Origin of the sequence: Rhodobacter sp. CZR27, from assembly GCF_002407205.1 — a bacterium.
Taxonomy (GTDB): domain Bacteria; phylum Pseudomonadota; class Alphaproteobacteria; order Rhodobacterales; family Rhodobacteraceae; genus Cereibacter_A.
The window spans coordinates 1,818,911-1,837,553 of sequence record NZ_CP023548.1; the positions used below are offsets into that span (position 1 = coordinate 1,818,911).

Sequence of the window (18,643 nt, forward strand, 5' to 3'; positions counted from 1 at the left end):
CGGATCGTCGCAGTCTGCCGCGCCTCCGGCTCATGATCTGCATGAGGAAAATTCAGCTTCCCCCGCCTCCCCCGGGCCATGGATTGCGGCTATTGAGGAACGGTCGAAGGGGTCCGGCGGGCCCGCGTCGCTCCGCGCTCGCGCCATGTCGAAATCCGACGCCGGATGCGGCTTTGCGACACGTATGAGGAGGTCAAGGCAAGGGGAATCAGAGATGCCCGAGGTGACGATCGTCTACTGGCGCGACATACCGGCCCAGGTCATCGTGGGACGCGGCCGCAAGGGCGCAAAGGCCCCGCTGCCCGAGCGTTTCGAGCAGGCCATCGACCGCTGCGCCATGAAGATCGGCGCGAAGGACAGCGATGCCTATCTTGCCGAATGGCGCAAGGCCACCACCGAAGTCGAGGGCGACCCGGAGTCGCTGGCGACATCGGAGGCCGCGCGTCTCGATGCCCTTTACGATGCCGCGCGCCTTCGGGCGCTGATCGACAACGATGGCCGGGCCTGACCTGCCCCGCCGCCTGAAGGAGGCCGCCATGGCGCTTTTCAAACTCCGCCGCGAGGCGACCGCCCCCTCTGCCCCGGCCCCGGTCGAGGCGCTGCTGAAGGGCTACTCGATCGAGGTGATGCCGCGCACGGCCGAGAAGGTCGCGAACTTCCGCGACCTGCTGCCCCGCGGGACCCGCGTCTATATCGCCCACATCGACGGTACGCCGATCGACGAGATGGTGGCGACCGCAAAGCGGCTGAACGCCGAAGGCTTCCCCGTGATGCCGCACTTCCCGGCGCGGATCATCAAGGACCGCGCCACGCTCGCCGACTGGATCGCCCGCTATCAGGGCGAGGCCAACGTCAGGCAGGGTCTGATCCTCGCCGGCGGCCTGCGCGCGCCGCAGGGCGACTTCCATTCCTCGATGCAACTTCTGGAAACCGGGCTCTTCGACGGATTCGAGAGGCTGCACGTCGCCGGGCACCCGGAAGGATCGAAGGACATCGACCCGGACGGCTCTGACCGCATGGTGATGGAGGCGCTGCGCTGGAAGCAGGCCTTCTCGGAACGCACCGACGCGAAGATGGCCATCGCGACGCAGTTCTGCTTCGAGCCCGACCCGGTGATCGCCTGGGCCGAGCGGCTGGCCGCCGAGGGCATCAAACTGCCGATCCATATCGGCATCGCGGGCCCGGCGAAGCTTCAGACCATGATCAAGTTCGCGGTCGCCTGCGGCGTCGGCCCCTCGATGCGGGTGCTGCAGAAGCGGGCGATGGACGTGACCAAGCTGCTGCTGCCCTATGAGCCCACCGATTTCGTGAACGGCATTGCCGCACACAAGGCGAAGAACCACATGTTCGGCATTGAATCCGTTCACTTCTTCCCGCTGGGCGGCATCAAGGCCAATGCCGAGTGGGTGACCGCGAACGGCGGCCGCTCCGGCATCCCGGCTAATCTTGAGGAAAAGGTTGAAGCATGACCCGTACCTTCATTGAATCGAAAACGAAAACCGTCGTCATCGGCTTCGACGAACCCTTCTGCGTGATCGGCGAGCGCATCAACCCGACCGGGCGCAAGAAGCTGGCCGCGGAACTGGAAGCCGGCGACTTCTCGACGGTCGAGAAGGATGCGCTGGAACAGGTGGCCTGCGGAGCGATGGTGCTTGACGTGAACTCGGGCGCGGTCTTCACCAACAGGATGGCCGAGGATCCGCGCTACGCCGACAACAACTTCGTCGAGCCGCCGCTGATGAAGGAGCTGATCGCCCGCATCCAGGCGATCACCGACACCCCGCTCTGCATCGACAGCTCGGTTCCGGGCGCGCTGGAGGCGGGCCTGCAGACCTGCGAGGGCCGCCCCCTGCTGAACTCGGTCACGGGCGAGGAGGAGCGGCTGGAACTCGTCCTGCCGCTGGTGAAGAAGTACAACGTGCCGGTGGTGGCGATCTCGAACGACGACACCGGCATCAGTCAGGATCCCGACGTGCGCTTCGCGGTGGCGAAGAAGATCGTCGAGCGCGCGGCCGATTTCGGCATCCCCGCGCATGACATCGTGGTCGATCCGCTGGTGATGCCGGTTGGCGCCATGGCGAGCGCGGGCCAGCAGGTCTTCGCCCTCGTTCGCCGCCTGCGCGACGAGCTGGGCGTGAACACCACCTGCGGCGCCTCGAATGTGTCCTTCGGCCTGCCGAACCGGCATGGCGTGAACGCGGCCTTCCTGCCGATGGCCATCGGCGCCGGCATGACCTCGGCGATCATGAACCCGGTGCGGTCGGTCGAGATGGAGGCGATCCGCGCCGCCAACATGCTGATGAACCACGACCCGAATGGCGGCGAGTGGATCAGGTTCTCCCGCGTCCTCGACGCGGTGAAGGAAGGCGCGAGCTTCCCCGAGGCCTGTGCCGCCGCCGCTTCGGCCGGGGGCCGCGGCCGCCGTCGCGCCCGCGCCTGAAACCCCGCAAGTCCTGAAAGGGGGGCCGCCATGCCCGCGGCTCCCCTTCTCCCATCCTGTTGCCAGTGACCCCTTGCCCTTCCTTTCGAGCCGCAGGAGCCGCCATGTCCGACCCGCTGGTCATCTTCACCCCCTCCGGCAAGCGGGGCCGCTTTCCGGTCGGCACGCCCGTCCTGGCCGCCGCGCGGCAACTGGGGGTTGACCTCGATTCGGTCTGCGGCGGGCGCGGCATCTGCTCGAAGTGTCAGGTCCAGCCCGGCTACGGCGAGTTCGCCAAGCATGGCGTGACCGTGGCGGCCGACGCGCTGTCGGAGTGGAACGCGGTCGAGGAGCGCTACAAGTCCAAGCGGGGCATGCTGGACGGTCGGCGTCTCGGCTGTCAGGCGAAGATCATGGGCGACGTGGTGATCGACGTGCCGCCCGAGAGCCAGCTGCACAAGCAGGTGATCCGCAAGTCGGCGACCGAGCGCGAGATCGCCATGGATCCCGCGACGCGCACGCTCTACGTCGAGGTGGCCGAGCCCGACATGGACGAGCCCTCGGGCGATTTCGAGCGTCTGCAGATCGCGCTTCGCGAACAGTGGGGTGTCCAGGGGGTGGAGGCCGACCTGCCCCTCCTGCGCCGCCTGCAAGGCGCGCTGCGGCAGGGCGAATGGAAGGTGACGGTCGCGCTCCACAAGGGCAACCACGACGCGCGCACCCGCATCCTCGACCTCTGGCCCGGGTTCTACGAAGGCGGGCTTCATGGCCTTGCCATTGACCTCGGCTCAACCACCATCGCCGCGCATCTCTGCGACCTCCGGGATGGCCGGGTGCTGGCCTCGGCGGGGGTGATGAACCCGCAGATCCGCTTCGGCGAGGATCTGATGAGCCGCGTCAGCTACGCGATGATGAACCCGGGCGGCGACATCGAGATGACGAAGGCGGTGCGCCAGGCCATCGACCGGCTGGCGACCGAGATCGCCGCCGAGGCGCAGGTGGATCCGGCTTCGATCTATGAACTCGTCTTCGTCTGCAACCCGGTGATGCACCACCTCCTGCTGGGCATCGACCCGGTGGAACTGGGCCAGGCGCCCTTCGCGCTGGCGCTCGGCAGCAGCCTGTCGCTTGATGCGCGCGAGCTGGATCTGGGGTCGGTGAACCGCGCGGCGCGGGTCTATGTGCTGCCCTGCATCGCGGGCCATGTCGGGGCCGACTGCGCCGCCGTCGCGCTCTCGGAAGAGCCGCACAAGGCCACCGACATGGTGCTGATCGTGGACGTGGGCACCAATGCCGAGATCCTGCTCGGTAACTCCGCTCGGGTGCTGGCCTGCTCCTCGCCCACCGGCCCCGCCTTCGAGGGCGCGCAGATCTCCTCGGGCCAGCGTGCGGCGCCCGGCGCGATCGAGCGGCTTGCCATCGATCCGGTCACGAAGGAGCCGCGCTTCCGCGTCATCGGCTGCGACCTCTGGTCGGACGAGCCGGGCTTCGCCGAGGCCGTGGGAACGGTCACCGGCATCTGCGGCTCGGGCATCATCGAGGCGGTGGCCGAGATGCGGATGGCGGGCCTGCTCGACGCCCGCGGCCTGATCGGCTCGTCCGAGCAGACCGGCAGCGCGCGCTGTGAAGCCGACGGGCGGACGCATTCCTACCTTGTCCACGACGGCAGCGCCACGGGCGGCCCGCGGATCCTCGTGACCCAGACTGACATCCGGGCGATCCAGCTGGCCAAGTCGGCGCTCTACGCAGGCGCACGGCTCCTGATGGACGAGATCGGCGTGGACAAGGTCGACCGCGTCGTGCTGGCCGGTGCCTTCGGCGCGCACATCAGCCCGAAGCATGCCATGGTGCTGGGAATGATCCCGGACGTGCCGCTCGGCAAGGTGATCTCTGCCGGGAACGCGGCAGGGACCGGCGCCCGCATTGCCCTTGCGTCGGTCGCGGCACGGGACACGATCGAGCAGGTGGTGCAGCAGATCCACAAGGTCGAGACCGCGATCGAGCCGCGCTTCCAGGAGCATTTCGTGAATGCGAATGCGATCCCCCATGCGGTGGACCCCTTCCCGGAACTGGCGAGGATCGTCTCGCTGCCCGAGGTGTCGTTCAACACCGGCGGCGGAAGCGACCGGCGCCGCCGTCGCGGCTGATGGTGCGCTGCCGCTTGACGAAACGGCGCGGCTGGCATAGGTGAAGGCCCGTGGCGGGTGTAGCTCAATGGTAGAGCAGAAGCTTCCCAAGCTTACGACGAGGGTTCGATTCCCTTCACCCGCTCCAATCCCATCCCACATGACCCCTCGGCCGGGTGAGCCGACCTGCACGGCTGTGAGTGTTCCTCATGGATCCGGGCGCCTGTTCCCGCGTCTGTCATGCGAGGGAAAAAGCCGGGCACGGGGCCCGGCTTTCGTCGTCACAGCATCAGCGCATGCACCCGCATCTGCGCCGTGTTGGCCGCATAGTCGGCCGCGGCCCAGCCCGCCCAGCTGCCGTGCTTCTCGACCGAGCAGAAGGCCTCCATCGCCGAGGTCGTGTCCCAGGTCGCGCCGGGAACGTCGGCGGCCGTGAAGCGCGCGACCTCCGCGCCGTCGATCGAGAACACCACTGCGTCGGCCGTGGCTTCGATCTCGTAGCGGTGCGCGCCCTCGGTCAGGGCCGCGTGCTTCTTGGCCGACGAGACCGTGCCGCCGCCCGGCTTCGGCTGGTGGATGCCGATGATCCAGGTCGGCTTGCCGCTCACCTGGCCCAGCTCGAAGTCGAACTCGCGGCCATTGCCGGCATAGGTGAAGAACGCGGCGACCGCGCCCGGCTTGATGTCGCCCGCGATCATGCCCCAGCGCCCCAAGGCCTTCTGCGGGCGGTTCAGCTGCATGACGCCCGCACGCGGCGGATTGCCGTCGCGGAACTGCAGCAGGGCCGTGCCGTCGCTGCCCCAGGTGATCAGCGAGGGGTCGCCCATCGTGCCGGCGCCGCCCTGCCATGTGGTCATGATCAGTTCGTCGGTGCCCCACTGGGCGGCATCGCCACGAGCGCGGCGGAAGTCGCCGAGGAGCCGGTAGCCCTCCGGCAGGACAACGGCGGGGATCTCCGGCTCTTCCGGCTGCACGAGACCGCCGGCCAGCGCCGACGCGGCACCTGCGGTGCGCGTCTCGAGTGCGGCAATGCGGGCCAGCGCCGAGGTCAGGTCCGGACTGGCAGGCGTCGCACATTCCAGCGCCGAAACGCGCGCGGCCAGGTCGTCAAGGAACGGTTGGATGTCGGGATCGATTCCCATGGGCGTCTCCTTTGGTTCGCGGATCGCGGCGACCGGGCCGCGGTGGTGGATGCTCGCGCAGGCGCCATGTCAGCACCCGGCGGACGCAGGCTGGCGGGATGCCTTCATCCCCTTGCCAAGGCGGCGCCGGAGCCGTGGACGGCCGGACCCTGCGGGGCGTCGGCCGTCCCACGGTGAGGCAAGAACCCGTCGATGCCTGCCGCCCTCCAGGTCCCTCCGATCAGGCGACCCTCCCGCTTCAACATCTTGCGGGGTGGCATGGCACCTGCGCCGGAGGACCTTGCCAGCCCCGGGTTGACACTTCGGGAAGCCAGCGTTCGGCGGGCCGTTGCAGGGCGCGTTGCCTCACCCGGGCCATCGGCCCGGGGCTCGGCGACCGCGACGGCGCAGGTCTCAGCTGGCCCGGGAGGTCGCGGGCCAAATGCCGCGCCACGCCGGGCGCTCAGGGCCATTCTGCCGCGTTGATCGGCTTTGCGGATGCGCGCGACCATCACGCCAGGTGAAACCGGCAGAGAGACCTCCGTGGACTCGCAAGACCCCGAGCAGAATGACAGGTCGGACCGACTGAACTTCCCCCATCACGGCCCGTTCGAGCCGATCAGCGACCTCCGCTCAAGGGTGGCGATCGGAGCACATGCCTTGCTGATCTCGCTCGCGGCGGGCGTCGTCACAAGCCTGCTCTCGGGGGTGTTCAGCGCCTTCTGACACAGGGCCGGAGACCGCAGTCCGCAGGCGTCGGCCGTCGCCCCGACGGCGATCTTCGGCGCCTCGCGTCCGGCGCATGTAGCCCCCGGCGGCTCAGGGGCTCGGCAGAAGCCATGCGTGCGCGGGGTCGGGCGCAAAGCGCCACTTGCGCAGCGGACCCGCCATCACGTTGAGGTAATACATCTCGTAGCCATGCGGCGCGCCGCAGGGATGATGTCCCCGCGGCACCAGCACGACATCGTGGTTGCGCACCGCCATCGTCTCGTCCAGCGTCCCGTCCTCGGTATAGACCCGCTGGATGCCGAACCCCTGCGCCGGGTTCAGGCGGTGATAGTAGGTTTCCTCCAGATAGGTAATGCGGGGAAAGTCGTCCTCGTCGTGCCGGTGACTGGGATAGGAGGACCAGTTGCCCGCGGGCGTGAAGACCTCGGTCACCAGCAGGCTGTCGGCGACGTCCTCCGCCTCCATTGCGATATTGTTGATGTGGCGCAGGTTCGAACCCTCGCCGCGCGGGGTGAGCGTGATGCCCCCGGGGCCGATCCGGCGCGCCGCATGGCCGCCCCGTCCGGGGGCGAGGCAGACGCCGATGGTGCAATCGGTCGTGGCCACCGCCCGCCAGTCCGAACCGGCGGGCAGATACAGGCAGTGCGGCGGCGTCTTCTCGAACACGTCCATCCGGTCGCCGATCTCGCCCCAGTCGCGGCCCGCGGCCTCGAAGCGGGCGCGGCCCTCGACCATGACGAGGATCGCCTCCATGCCGCCCGTGGCTTCGGCCGCGCTCTCGCCGGCGCGCAGCCGCCAGAGCGAGAAGCCGACGTAGCGCCAGCCGGCCGCGGCGGGCGTGATCTCGTGCACCTTGCCGTGGGTGCCGAAGGGTCGGCACAGCAGCCGTGACATGGCCTCTCCTTTCCTCGCGCGGAAGTTCCGGGCGCGCCGGGGGTGGCCAGGGGGCAGGAGGCCCCCTGGCGCGGGGGTGCGGGGGCGGCGAGCCCCCGCTTCCCCTTCAGGCAGCCGTCCGGCCGCGATCGAGGCCCGCCTCGCGTGCCATGCGGCGCAGCGCCTCGAAGCCCATGCTCTGGTAGGTGAGGGGATCGCGCACCAGCGGGTCCTGCTCGGCCTCGATGACCAGCCAGCCGTCATAGCCGTGCCGGGCCGCGACCTTCAGCACGGACAGGAAGTCCGCGCAGCCCTCCGGATCGCCGGGGACGGTGAACAACCCCCGCCGGACGCCCTCCAGGAACGAGAGGCCCTGCCCGCGCACCTCGGCAAGGATGGCGGGGCGCAGGTTCTTGGCATGGATGTGCCGTACGCGGCCCATGTGCTTCTCGGCCACGCGCAGCGGATCGCCGCCGCCAAAGGTGCAATGTCCGGTGTCAAGCAGCAGGTTCATCGTCCGGGTCGAGGCCATCAGCCGGTCGATCTCGTCCTCGGATTCGATGATCGTGCCGGCGTGGTGGTGATAGACCAGCGTGATGCCCTGCGCTGCCGCGAACTCGGCCAGCGCATCGATCCCGGCGGTGAAGCGGGCCCACTCCTCCTCGGTCAGGCGCGGTCGGTCGTTCACCGCCACGCCGTCCCTGCCATGCACGGTGTTCGAGCATTCGCAGGTGATGATGCGGTCGGAGCCGGCCGCCTTCAGCATGTCGATGAAGCCCTGCATCGCCGCCTTCTCGGTCTCGATGTCGCGCGCGAGCAGGTGGGTCGAATGCCAGCCCGACACGAAGCGCAGGCCGTATTCGCCCAGCCTCGCCTTCAGCGCGCTGCCGTCGTTCGGCATCTTGTGGCCCTTCTCGATGCCGTCGAAGCCGATCCTGCGGCAGTCCGACAGGCAGTCGTCAAGCGTGAGATGGGCGCCGATGCTCTGGTCGTCGTCATTCGACCAGGCGATGGGATTGGTTCCGTAAAGGATCATGTCGGTCTCCTAGTCGAAGGTCCGCTGCCGGGCGGCGTTCGTGGTGTATCTCTCGCGGGCCTGTTCCAGCCGTTCGGGGCCGCCCGCCTGCGGGACGGCGACGTCCCACCAGTGGCCGCCAGCGCCGGTGCCGGGGGTGGCGTCGGTGTCGATGACGATGACGGTGGGACGGTCACGGCCGCGGGCGGCGACGATCCTCGCCTCGAGATCCGCGATGTCCGAAGCCTTCTCGGCATGGGCGCCCATCGCGGCGGCATGGGCGACGAAGTCGATCCCGGGCTGTGCCTCGACGTTCGAATGGGCATACATGTTGTTGAACTCGGCCCCGCCACATTCCTGCTGCAGCCGGTTGATGCATCCGTAGCCGCGGTTGTCGGTCAGCACCACCGTGAAGGGCACGCGCCGCATCACGGCCGTGGCGAGTTCCGAATTCGCCATCATGTAGCTGCCGTCGCCGACGAAGCAGATCACCTCCTTCCCGGGGGCCGCCAGCGCGATGCCCATGGCGCCCGCCACCTCGTAGCCCATGCAGGAATAGCCGTATTCCATGTGGTAGCCGCCGGGAGCCGCGCGCCAGAGCACCTGCAGCGCCCCCGGCATGGTGCCCGCCGCGCACATCGCCACCGTCCGCTCCCTCGCCACCCGCTGCACCGCGCCGATCACCTGCGCGTCGGTGGGCAGCCGGTTGCCGGGCGGCGGCGGCGCGGTGACCCGGCCCGCGGCCGCGAACCACGCCTCGCGGGCGGCAAAGTCCGGATCGCTCCACCGCCGGTCGCCCAGCGCCTCGGACAGCCGCTCGACCGCCACGCGCGCATCCGCCACCAGCGGCAGCGCGCCATGCTTCTGCGCGTCGTAGGGGTGCAGGTTGACCGACACGAGCCGTCTCGCCGGATTGGCGAAGACGGTCCAACTGCCAGTGGTGAAGTCCTGGAAGCGCGTGCCGATCCCGAGGATCAGGTCGGCCTCGGCGCAAGCCTTGTTCCCGCAATCGCTGCCCGTGACGCCCGGCGAGCCGAAGTTCAGCGGCTCGCGCCAGTCGAGCGCGCCCTTGCCGGCCTGTGTCTCGACAAGGGGGATGTTGTGGCGTTCGGCGAAGGCCTTGAGGACCCCCTCGGCCCCGGAATAGAGCACGCCGCCCCCCGCCACGATCACCGGCCGCTCGGCCGCCTTCAGCAACGCCGCCACCTCGGCCAGTTCCACGGGATCAGGCTCGGGGCGGCGGATGCGCCAGACCCTCGGCACGAAGAAGCTCTCAGGGTAATCATACGCCTCGGCCTGCACGTCCTGGCAGAAGGCAAGGCAGACGGGGCCGCAGTTCGCCGGATCCGTCATCACGGCGAGCGCCCGGGGGAGGCAGGTCAACAGATGCTCGGGCCGCATGATGCGGTCGAAGTAGCGCACGACGGGGCGGAAGCAGTCGTTGGCCGAAACCGTGCCGTCGTCGAAGTCCTCGATCTGCTGCAGCACCGGGTCGGGGCGGCGGTTGGCGAAGACATCGCCCGGGATGAACAGCACCGGCAGCCGGTTGACATGCGCCAGCGCCGCCGCGGTGACCATGTTCGTGGCCCCCGGCCCGATCGACGAGGTGACCGCCTGCGCCCGCCGCCGCCGCTTCGTCTTGGCCCAGGCAATGGCGGCATGCGCCATGGTCTGCTCGTTCTGGCCCCGCCATGTGGGCAGCTCGTCGCCGATCCCGTGCAGCGCCTCGCCGATGCCCGCCACATTGCCATGGCCGAAGATCGCCCATACGCCCTCGATGAACCGCTCGCCGTCCTCGGTCATCTGCACCGACAGCCATCGCACCATCGCCTGCGCCGCCGTCAGCCGCACCGTCCGCGTCGCCGCCCCCGCCTCACCCGTCACACCGGTCATGCCACCCTCTCCTCCGCGCCTGCGCGCGCCTCGTCCCAGATCGCGCAAAGCCGCCAATAGCGGCGCGCCATTTCCTCGACCGCCTCATCGTCGGTCACCCGCCCGACCAGCCAGCCCGCGGCCACCTCGCCGAAGATCGTCCGGCCCACGGCGAAGCCCTTGACCATCGGCTCGCGTGCCGCCTGCCGGAAGCTCGCGGCCAGTTCCGCCTCGGGCGCGTCGAGGCCCAGCACCACAACGCCGCGGACGTTGGGGTCGTTCTCCTCGATGGCGGCGCAGGCATTGCGCCAGCCGGCCTGCGTCGCCATCGGCTCGAGCTTCCACCAGTCCGGGAAGATGCCGATCTCGTAGAACCGTCGGATCAGCTTCGCCGTCGTGCGATCGTCCACCGGACCCACCTTCGAGGGGATGATCTCCAGCAGGAATTCCAGCCGGTTGCGCCGCGCCGCGGTGAAAAGGCGCGCGACCACCGCCTCCTGCTCGGCGCGGAACTCGGGCGGGTCGTTCGGATGGCAGAAGACCAGCACCTTCACCACCTGTCCCAGCGGCCATTCCTCAAGGCCGCCGCAGTCGGGACCAAGCTGGGGTTCCAGCGACAGCGGCCGCGAGCCCGGCCATTCCGCGGGCCGCCCGACCCAGAGCCCGGTTCCGGCCGAGGCATGCAGCGCCCGCCGCCCCAGCCTGTCGTCGCAGAGGATGCCGTAGCCCGGCCGCCCCCCCTGCACCGCGAGCGCAGCCTTCAGGCACAACTCCTTGAAGGCGCCGATCCTCGCCGGCGTGGCACCCTCCATCGCCTCGAGCTGCATCCGGTGGTCGAAGGCGAAGGTGCGCAGGCTGGACCAGTCGCCGTGCCGGTTGGTGGCCCAATGGACCTGTTCCAGCTCCACGTCGTGGCGCAGCGCCCGCTCGCGGATGCCGCGGGCAAGGAAGAACTCCAGTTCCTTCAGCGACGGATAGGCGGGGGTGCAGCCGTGCCGGCTGACGGCGAAGGCGCCGCAGGCATTGGCGTATTTCAGCGCGACAGGCCAGTCCTCGCCATCGAGCCAGCCCTTCAGCAGGCCGGACATGAAGCCGTCGCCCGCGCCCAGCACGTTGAACACCTCGATCGGGAAGCCCGGCCCGGTTTCGCCCTCATCCAGGCTGTCCGGGATCGCGCCCGCGAAGGCCACCGCGCCGGCCGCGCCGCGCTTGCAGACCAGCGTGGCCGGAGTGACCTCCCGCACCCGGCGCAGCGCGGCCAGCGTGTCGGTCGAGCCGCCCGCGATGTGGAATTCCTCCTCGGTGCCCACGATCAGGTCGAAAAGCGGCAGCGTCGACTGCAGCTTCGCCGTCACCTCGGCGCTCTCGACGAAGCGGCTCTCGCCCGCGTCGTGACCCGCGAGCCCCCAGAGGTTCGGCCGGTAGTCGATGTCGAGCGCCGTCTTCGCGCCGTGCCTGCGCGCCAGATGAAGCGCCCTCAGCACGGCGGCTTCGGTCCGCGGGTTGCTGAGATGGGTGCCCGTCGCCACCACGGCGCGGGCCTCGGCGATGAAGCCCTCGTCGATGTCCTCCTCGGCAAGGCCCATGTCGGCGCAGTTCTCGCGGTAGAAGATCAGCGGGAACCGGTCCTCGTCGCGGATGCCGAGGAGCACCAGCGCCGTCAGCCGCGTGGGGTCGGTCTTCACCCCCCGCACGTCCACCCCCTCGCGCGCCAGTTCCTCGCGGATGAAGCGGCCCATGTGCTCGTCCCCCACCCGGGTGATCAGGCCAGAGCGCAGCCCCAGCCGCGCGGTGCCGCAGGCCATGTTTGTGGGCGAGCCGCCGATATACTTGCGGAACGACCCCATGTCCTCCAGCCGCCCGCCCACCTGCGCGCCATAAAGGTCGACCGAGGATCGGCCTATCGTGATCACGTCGAGCGTCTTCATGTCATCACCCTTGAAGGTCTCGGGGGTTGTCAGGGGGCCTGAAAGGTCCCCTGACGCGGGGGTCCGGGGGCGGCGAGCCCCCGGTCCCGGCTCAGGCTGCACCGGTCACATGGTCCATGCTCGCCCGCACCGCCGCCTCGGGATCGGCCAGCGCATGAACCAGCGGCGAGAAGGGCTCGAAGCTGAACGGCCCGTCATAGCCCGCCGCCAGCAGGGCGCGGATCTGCGCCACGTTCCCCAGCCGGTCGTCGGCATCGACCAGCACGCGATGCGGGTCGAGCATCGCATCCACCCCCACGTCCGGATCGGTGACGCCCGAGATGTGGACGAGCGCGGTGCGGTCGGCGAAGATCTCGGTCTCGCCGGAAAGGTGATGGTGGAACGTGTCGTGAAGCAGCCGGAAGCAGCCCTCGCCGTCCGCCGCCGCGATGGCCTCCAGCGCCTCGTGCTTTGTCCGGAGCGACGAGACCGGAAAGCCCAGCGGCTCGACGAGGCCGGTCAGCCCGCGGTCATCCAGGATCGGCCTCATCCGTTCCAGCGCCGCCACCAGATCGGCATGCGCCACCTGCGTGCCGTCGTTCAGCGGGCACATGACCAGCGCCTTTGCCCCGCAGGCCGCGGCATAGTCGGCCATCGCGAGCGCCCGGTCCGGCAGGTCGCCGGACCAGACGTTGAACGGATAGAGCGCGTTGATCGAGACGATGGTGACGCCGGCCTTCGCGGCCTCGGCCTTCACCGCCACCGGGTCCCATGTCCCCACCACGTCGGGCAGGTCGTTGCGGATCTCGACCTCGGACAGCCCCAGCCCGCGGGCCATGGCGAAGAAGTCGGGCAAAGGCACCTTCGGCGCCACGATATGGTTCAGGGCAAAGCGCATGGGGCGACCTCAGTCGTAAAGCGCCGGACGGGCCGGCAGGCTGATCGGCAGGATGGAGCCCGGAGCCTCCTGCGCCCGAACGCAGACGTCCGAGGTGATCGCGGCGACATAGCCGTCCCATGAGGACGGGCCGGAGGCTGTTCCTCGCGCCGCCGCAGTCAGGAAATCCTGAAGCTCCACGTCATAGGCGTCGATGAAGCGGTCCTTCCAGTCCATCAGGATCGACTGGCCGAGCGTGGCGTTCAGACGGGTCGGGATCGCCATCGGCTCGGGCAGGCGGCCGACGCCCTCCTCGCCCACCACCTCGCACTGGATGTCATAGCCGTAGCGGCAGTTCACGAAGACCTCGACGTCGATGCGGACGCCCTTCGCGGTCTCCAGCAGGACGATCTGCGGATCCTTCAGGGCGCCGTGGGTGTGGCTGGTGGCGCGCGGATAGATCACCTGCGCCGAGACATAATCGTCATCCAGCAGCCAGCGCAGCACGTCGATCTCGTGGATCAGCGTGTCATGGATCGCCATCGGCGTGACGTAACGCTCCGGCACCGTGGGGTTGCGGTGCGCGGCATGCACCATCAGCGGCGTGCCCAGACGCTCGGCCACCATCCGCTTCAGTGCGACGTAGCCGCGGTCGTAGCGCCGCATGAAGCCCACTTGCACGAGGCGGCGGCCGAAGGCCACCTCGGCCTCGACGATTCGCCGCGCGCCCTCGGCCTCGGTCGCAAGCGGCTTTTCGCAGAAGACGGGCTTGCCGGCCGCGATGGCCGCCAGAACCTGCGCCTCGTGCGCCTGCCCCCAGGAGCAGACGAGCAGCGCATCCGAGGCCGCGATCACCTCCTCGGCGCTGTCGCAGAGCTGCGCGCCCTCGGCCACCGAGGCCACGCAGGCTTCGGCGCTTTCACGGTTCACATCGGTCACGGCGACCACCTGCCCGCCGGTCAGCACATGGTTGATGCGGCGCGCGTGGTCGGTGCCGATGGCCCCGGTGCCGATGACGCCAAGTCGCAAGGTCATGTCTTTGCTCACTTCTTCCAGAATGTGTCGATGTAGCGCTGCATTTCGGCGCGCATGAACCTGCCCGAGTGATCGGCCTTGTCCTCCCAGGCGAAGACGCAGGCGGTCATGATCCCATCGAAGCCCACCTCGGCCAGCGTGCCGAAGAACTCGTCCCACGGCACCTCGCCCTGACCGATGTTCAGATGCTGGTGGACGCGCGCCTGCGTGCCCGGCGGGTTCAGGATGTAGCGCAGCCCCGAGCTTGCCCGGTGGTTGAACGTGTCGCCGACATGGACATGGGCCAGCACATCGGCCGCCGCGCGCAGCATCGCGGCCGTATCGTCGCCGAAATAGAAGGTGTGCGGCGCGCAGTAGAGGAATTTCACGCGGGGCGAATTCACCGTGCGGATGATGTCCAGCGCGGGTTGCAGCGTCTCGCACCAGTCCTCGGGGTGCGGCTCGACATGCAGGTTGATCCCCTCGCGCTCGAGGATCGGAACCAGTTCCTCCATCGACCGCCACCAGGCGTCCTCGCAGGCCTCGATCATGCTGCCGGTGTGGCAGCAGTAGCACGAGCCCCGGTCCGGGTGCGGCCCGCGCCCGAACTCGGAGTTCATCGTGTCCACCTCGAGTTCCAGGCAGATCTCGATGGCGCGCTTCCAGTGCCTGACCGCCGCCTGCCGCTCACCCTCGTCGTTCGAGGCCCAGCGATACATCGGCAACAGCGAGGCGATGCCGACATTCTCGGCCGCCAGCGCCGCCTTGAAGCTGCGGATGCGGTCGGGAAACACCCGCGGCGCCTTGAACCATTCGAGGAAATCGGCACGCGGGGAGAGTTCGATCCAGTCATAGCCCAGTTCGCGGACCTTCCGGGGAAGCGCCTCGAGGCTCAGGTGACGATGCATGAAGGGGTCGAGCGCGATGCGCATGGGAACTCCTGTGGAAAGGGGGCCTCGCCGGTCGCCGGGGAGCAGCGGCCCCCGGCGAGGCCGAACCGACAGGGAAGCGGGCGGCCCTCAGGCCTTCTTCACGCGCTTCTTCTGCCGGTAGACGTCGGCGACCACGGCGGCGACGATGATCGCGCCCTTGATCATCTCCTGGTAGTAGGCGTCGAGCCGGAGGAAGGTGAAGCCCGAGATGATCACGCCGAAGATCACCATGCCGATCATCGTGCCGATCACCGACCCGCGGCCGCCGGCGAGCGAGACGCCGCCGATCACCGCCATGGCGATGGCGTCAAGCTCATACATCGTGCCCATGCCCGCCTGCGCCGTCAGGCCCCGCGCCGCCACCACGATGCCCGCCAGCCCCGACAGCAGGCCCGCCACTGCGTAGATCTTGACGATCTGCCGCTCGACATTGATGCCCGAGACGCGGGCGGCCTGCGGGTTGGCACCGATGGCATAGGTGAACTTGCCGTAGCGCGTGTAGCGCAGCATCACATGGGCCACGGCCGCGACGGCGAGGAAGATCCAGACCGGGTTCATGCCGGCGCCGATGGCGGCGAAACTGTCGGTAGGAAAGCTGATCGGCTGGCCCTTGGTGTACCACTTGGCAAAGCCGCGGGCCGCCACCATCATGCCGAGCGTGGCGATGAAGGGCGGGATCTTCGTATAGGCGATGAGGGCCCCGTTGATGATCCCGGCCAGAAGCCCCACGCCGAGGCCCACCGCCAGCGGCACGATCACCGGCAGGTCGGTGAGCATCGGATAGACGGCACGCTCGTAGGTGCCGACCTGCGCGAGGCTCATCGAGATCATCGCCGTGGCGCCAACGATCGAGCCCGAGGACAGGTCGATGCCCCCCGAGATGATCACCTGCGTCACCCCGATGGCGATGATCCCCACCACCGAGACCTGCAGGATCATGATCGAGAGCCGCTGGGTATTGCCTAGGAAGCTCTGCCCCATCAGCATCCAGCCGAGGATCTCGAACACCAGCGAGATACCCACCAGCACCAGCAGGATGTTGAACTCCTGCGGCAGCCGGCGCTGGGGCCGTGCAGCGGCGGCCGAGGCTTGCGTCGTCACGTTCATCCTTCCATCCTCCCTTTGCCGCCGCTAGCGGGCCGCAAGATCCATGATCCTGACCTGATCGGCCTCGGCGCGGTCGAGGAAACCCGAGACGTGCCCCTCGTGCATGACCATGATCCGGTCGCTCATCCCCAGAACTTCCGGCAGCTCCGACGAGATCATCAGCACCGCCACCCCTTCGGCCGCGAGGCCGGTAATCAGGCGGTGGATCTCGGCCTTGGCGCCCACGTCGATGCCGCGCGTCGGCTCGTCGAGGATCAGGATGCGCGGCTTCGTCAGCAGCCAGCGCGCGATCAGAAGCTTCTGCTGGTTACCGCCGGAAAGGTTTTCCACCCGCTCCTGCAGGTCGGGCGTCTTGATGCGCAGCTTCGCCGCCATATCGGCCGCCAGCCGCGTCACCTCCTTCTGCTCGATGAACCCGGCTTTCACATGGCTGCGGGTGATCAGCGCCGACTGGATGTTCTCCAGACAGTCGAGGATCAGGAAGCAGCCGCTTTCCTTGCGGTCCTCGGTGAGGAACGCCATGCCATGCGACATCGCGGCCGCCGGGCTGTCGATCCTGACCACGCGGCCGTCGATCCGGATCTCGCCGGAGGCCGCCGGATGAACCCCGAACAAGGCCTCGGCCACGTTCGAGCGTTTCGATCCCACCAGCCCCGCCAGCCCCAGGATCTCGCCCCTGCGCAGCGTGAACGAGATGTCATGGAAGACGCCCGGCAGCGTCAGGTTCGCGACCTCGAGGATCGGTTCGCCGATCGGGCAATCGATCTTGGGGAACATGTTGGTGATCTCGCGGCCCACCATCATGCGGATGATGTCGTCGCGGGTGACGTCCTTCGAGGCATGGGTGCCGATGTATTTCCCGTCGCGGAAGACGGTGAACTCGTCGGCGATCTCGAACAGCTCGTTCATCTTGTGGGTGATGTAGACAATGCCGATGCCGCGGGCGCGCAGGTCGCGGATGATGGCGAAGAGATGCTCCACCTCGCGGTCGGTCAGGGCCGAGGTCGGCTCGTCCATGATCAGCACATCGCTCTCGAAGCTGACGGCCTTGGCGATCTCGACCATCTGCTTCTGCGCCACGGTCAGATCCGAGACCTGCGCCCGCGGGTCGAGGCGGATGTTCAGCCGGGCGAAAAGCTCCTCGGTCTGCTCGGCCATCCTCGCATGGTCGATCAGGCCGAAGCGGCCCTTTGGCTCGCGCCCGATCCAGATGTTCTCGGCCACCGTCATCCAGTTCATCAGCGCGAGTTCCTGGTGGATCATGGCGATCCCCTGGCTCAGAGCGTCGAGCGGCGACTTCAGCGTGACCTCCTCGCCGCGCAGCCGGATCGTGCCGCGGTCGGGCTGGTAGACGCCGGCGATGATCTTCATCAGCGTGGACTTGCCCGCGCCGTTCTCGCCCATCAGCGCGTGGACCGTGCCGGGCCGGACGCGGAGCCGCACGTCGTCCAGCGCCACGACCCCGGGGAACTCCTTGCGGATGCCCTCGATGACAAGGACGCCCTCCTCCTCGATCTGCCGCTTCACGCGCTCGATGGCGGCGGCGGTGGCCGGTCTCACCATGACGGAACCTCGCTGATGGTCGGCGGTGGCGGGCGCCCGCGCCCGATGGTCGGCACGGGCGCCCGCGCCCGATGGTCGGCTGTGACGGGCGCCCGACGGTCGGGGGCGGCAGGCGCCCCCCCCGCGGTATCGTCAGTTCTTCGCCTGGTATTCCGAAAGGTTCGCCGGCGTGACGAGTTCGAAGGGCACGAACACGCTCTTCTCGACCTTCTCGCCGCGGGCCAGCGCCAGCGCGGCATCCACCGCCCCCTTGCCCTGCCCGGCCGCGTTCTGGAACACGGTCACGTCGAGATCGCCCGCCGCCATCGCGGCCAGCGCGTCCTGCGTGGCATCGACGCCCGCGACGACCACATCGTCCATTGCGCGGCCGGCGGTCTTCAGCGCCTGGATCGCCCCCAGCGCCATCTCGTCGTTGTTCGAGATCACCGCGTCGAACTCGATGCCCGCCGAGAGCCAGTTGGTCATCAGGTCCGCCCCCTGGGTGCGGGACCAGTTGGCGGTCTGCTCCTCGACGATGGTGATGAAGCTGCATTCGGGCGTGGCGATCACGTCCTTGATGTCCTGCGTGCGCATCCGCGCCGCCTGGTTCGACAGTTCGCCCATCAGGACCACGGCCTTCGCCTCGGTCTTGCCCTGCTCCTTCAGCAGCCGGCAGACCTCCTGCGTCTCGAGAGTGCCGGACTCCTTCTCGTCCGAGGCGACGAAGGCCTGGTTGTCGGGCAGGCTGTCGAGGTTCACCGGCTGGCGGTTCACATAGACCAGCGGGATCCCCGCATTGGCCGCCGCCTGCGACATGGCGGTGGTCGCATCGGTATCCACCGGGTTCACGATGATCGCGCTGACGCCCGAGGCCACGAAGTTCTCGATCTGGTTCAGCTGCTTGCCGACGTCGTTCTGCGCGTCCTCGATCTGCAGCGTCACGTCGGGCAGACTGGCCGCGTATTCCTCCATGCCGTTGCGCAGCACGGTCAGGAAGTTGTCATCGAAAAGCGCCATGGACACGCCGATGTTCTCGGCCTGTGCCACCGAACCCATGAGCGACGCGGCGAGCGTCATCCCCAGAAGTGTTTTCCTCATTGTCTTCCTCC

16 protein-coding genes and 1 tRNA gene are annotated in these 18,643 nt (G+C 68.6%); 6 read left to right on the forward strand and 11 right to left on the reverse strand.

Going from position 1 to position 18,643, the window contains the following annotated elements:
- Positions 1-214: 214 nt before the first annotated feature.
- The 5 genes from CK951_RS08815 (at position 215) to CK951_RS08835 (ending at position 4,693) form a co-directional block, all read left to right on the forward strand.
- Positions 215-508: a virulence factor gene (locus CK951_RS08815; protein ID WP_096785791.1), complete on the forward strand. Its 294-nt coding sequence runs from the start codon at positions 215-217 to the stop codon at positions 506-508.
- Between the two features lie 28 nt (positions 509-536).
- A complete protein-coding gene (locus CK951_RS08820) occupies positions 537-1,469 on the forward strand; it encodes a 5,10-methylenetetrahydrofolate reductase (RefSeq protein WP_096787211.1) in 933 nt (310 codons plus the stop codon).
- A complete protein-coding gene (locus CK951_RS08825) occupies positions 1,466-2,440 on the forward strand; it encodes a methyltetrahydrofolate cobalamin methyltransferase (protein ID WP_096785792.1) in 975 nt (324 codons plus the stop codon). The genes CK951_RS08820 and CK951_RS08825 overlap by 4 nt, the downstream gene beginning before the upstream one ends.
- Positions 2,441-2,544: 104 nt before the next feature.
- Positions 2,545-4,566, forward strand: coding sequence for an ASKHA domain-containing protein (locus CK951_RS08830; RefSeq protein WP_096785793.1), 2,022 nt, complete (start codon positions 2,545-2,547; stop codon positions 4,564-4,566).
- A gap of 53 nt (positions 4,567-4,619) precedes the next feature.
- Positions 4,620-4,693 (forward strand) — tRNA-Gly (locus CK951_RS08835).
- Positions 4,694-4,826: 133 nt separating this feature from the next.
- Here the strand turns inward: CK951_RS08835 and CK951_RS08840 are convergent.
- Positions 4,827-5,687, reverse strand: a complete 861-nt coding sequence (locus CK951_RS08840) for a glycoside hydrolase family 16 protein (protein ID WP_096785794.1) — start codon at positions 5,685-5,687, stop codon at positions 4,827-4,829.
- 522 nt (positions 5,688-6,209) lie between these two features.
- Between CK951_RS08840 and CK951_RS08845 the strand changes: the two genes are divergently transcribed.
- Positions 6,210-6,392, forward strand: coding sequence for a hypothetical protein (locus CK951_RS08845; protein ID WP_157764527.1), 183 nt, complete (start codon positions 6,210-6,212; stop codon positions 6,390-6,392).
- A gap of 93 nt (positions 6,393-6,485) precedes the next feature.
- Here the strand turns inward: CK951_RS08845 and iolB are convergent, their stop codons facing one another.
- The 10 genes from iolB to CK951_RS08895 form a co-directional block, all read right to left on the reverse strand.
- The gene (iolB, locus tag CK951_RS08850; protein ID WP_096785796.1) at positions 6,486-7,289 is read right to left on the reverse strand and encodes a 5-deoxy-glucuronate isomerase; all 804 of its coding nucleotides are present in this window, start codon (positions 7,287-7,289) and stop codon (positions 6,486-6,488) included.
- A gap of 106 nt (positions 7,290-7,395) precedes the next feature.
- Positions 7,396-8,304, reverse strand: coding sequence for a myo-inosose-2 dehydratase (gene iolE / locus CK951_RS08855; RefSeq protein WP_096785797.1), 909 nt, complete (start codon positions 8,302-8,304; stop codon positions 7,396-7,398).
- Between the two features lie 9 nt (positions 8,305-8,313).
- Positions 8,314-10,176, reverse strand: a complete 1,863-nt coding sequence (gene iolD / locus CK951_RS08860) for a 3D-(3,5/4)-trihydroxycyclohexane-1,2-dione acylhydrolase (decyclizing) (protein WP_096785798.1) — start codon at positions 10,174-10,176, stop codon at positions 8,314-8,316.
- Positions 10,173-12,083, reverse strand: a complete 1,911-nt coding sequence (gene iolC / locus CK951_RS08865; protein ID WP_096785799.1) for a 5-dehydro-2-deoxygluconokinase — start codon at positions 12,081-12,083, stop codon at positions 10,173-10,175. Before iolC ends, iolD begins: the two co-directional genes overlap by 4 nt.
- A 91-nt stretch (positions 12,084-12,174) precedes the next feature.
- Positions 12,175-12,960 carry a TIM barrel protein gene (locus tag CK951_RS08870; protein WP_096785800.1) on the reverse strand — a complete coding sequence of 262 codons (786 nt, stop codon included), beginning with the start codon at positions 12,958-12,960 and terminating at the stop codon, positions 12,175-12,177.
- A 9-nt stretch (positions 12,961-12,969) separates the two neighbouring features.
- Positions 12,970-13,974, reverse strand: a complete 1,005-nt coding sequence (locus CK951_RS08875; RefSeq protein WP_096785801.1) for a Gfo/Idh/MocA family protein — start codon at positions 13,972-13,974, stop codon at positions 12,970-12,972.
- Between the two features lie 8 nt (positions 13,975-13,982).
- Entirely contained in the window at positions 13,983-14,885 is a 903-nt protein-coding gene (locus tag CK951_RS08880) for a sugar phosphate isomerase/epimerase family protein (RefSeq protein ID WP_096785802.1), read from the reverse strand.
- 87 nt (positions 14,886-14,972) lie between these two features.
- Positions 14,973-15,992 carry an ABC transporter permease gene (locus CK951_RS08885; RefSeq protein ID WP_096785803.1) on the reverse strand — a complete coding sequence of 340 codons (1,020 nt, stop codon included), beginning with the start codon at positions 15,990-15,992 and terminating at the stop codon, positions 14,973-14,975.
- Between the two features lie 24 nt (positions 15,993-16,016).
- A complete protein-coding gene (locus tag CK951_RS08890; protein ID WP_096785804.1) occupies positions 16,017-17,555 on the reverse strand; it encodes a sugar ABC transporter ATP-binding protein in 1,539 nt (512 codons plus the stop codon).
- A 132-nt stretch (positions 17,556-17,687) separates the two neighbouring features.
- Positions 17,688-18,632, reverse strand: coding sequence for a sugar ABC transporter substrate-binding protein (locus CK951_RS08895; RefSeq protein WP_096785805.1), 945 nt, complete (start codon positions 18,630-18,632; stop codon positions 17,688-17,690).
- Positions 18,633-18,643 lie beyond the last annotated feature (11 nt).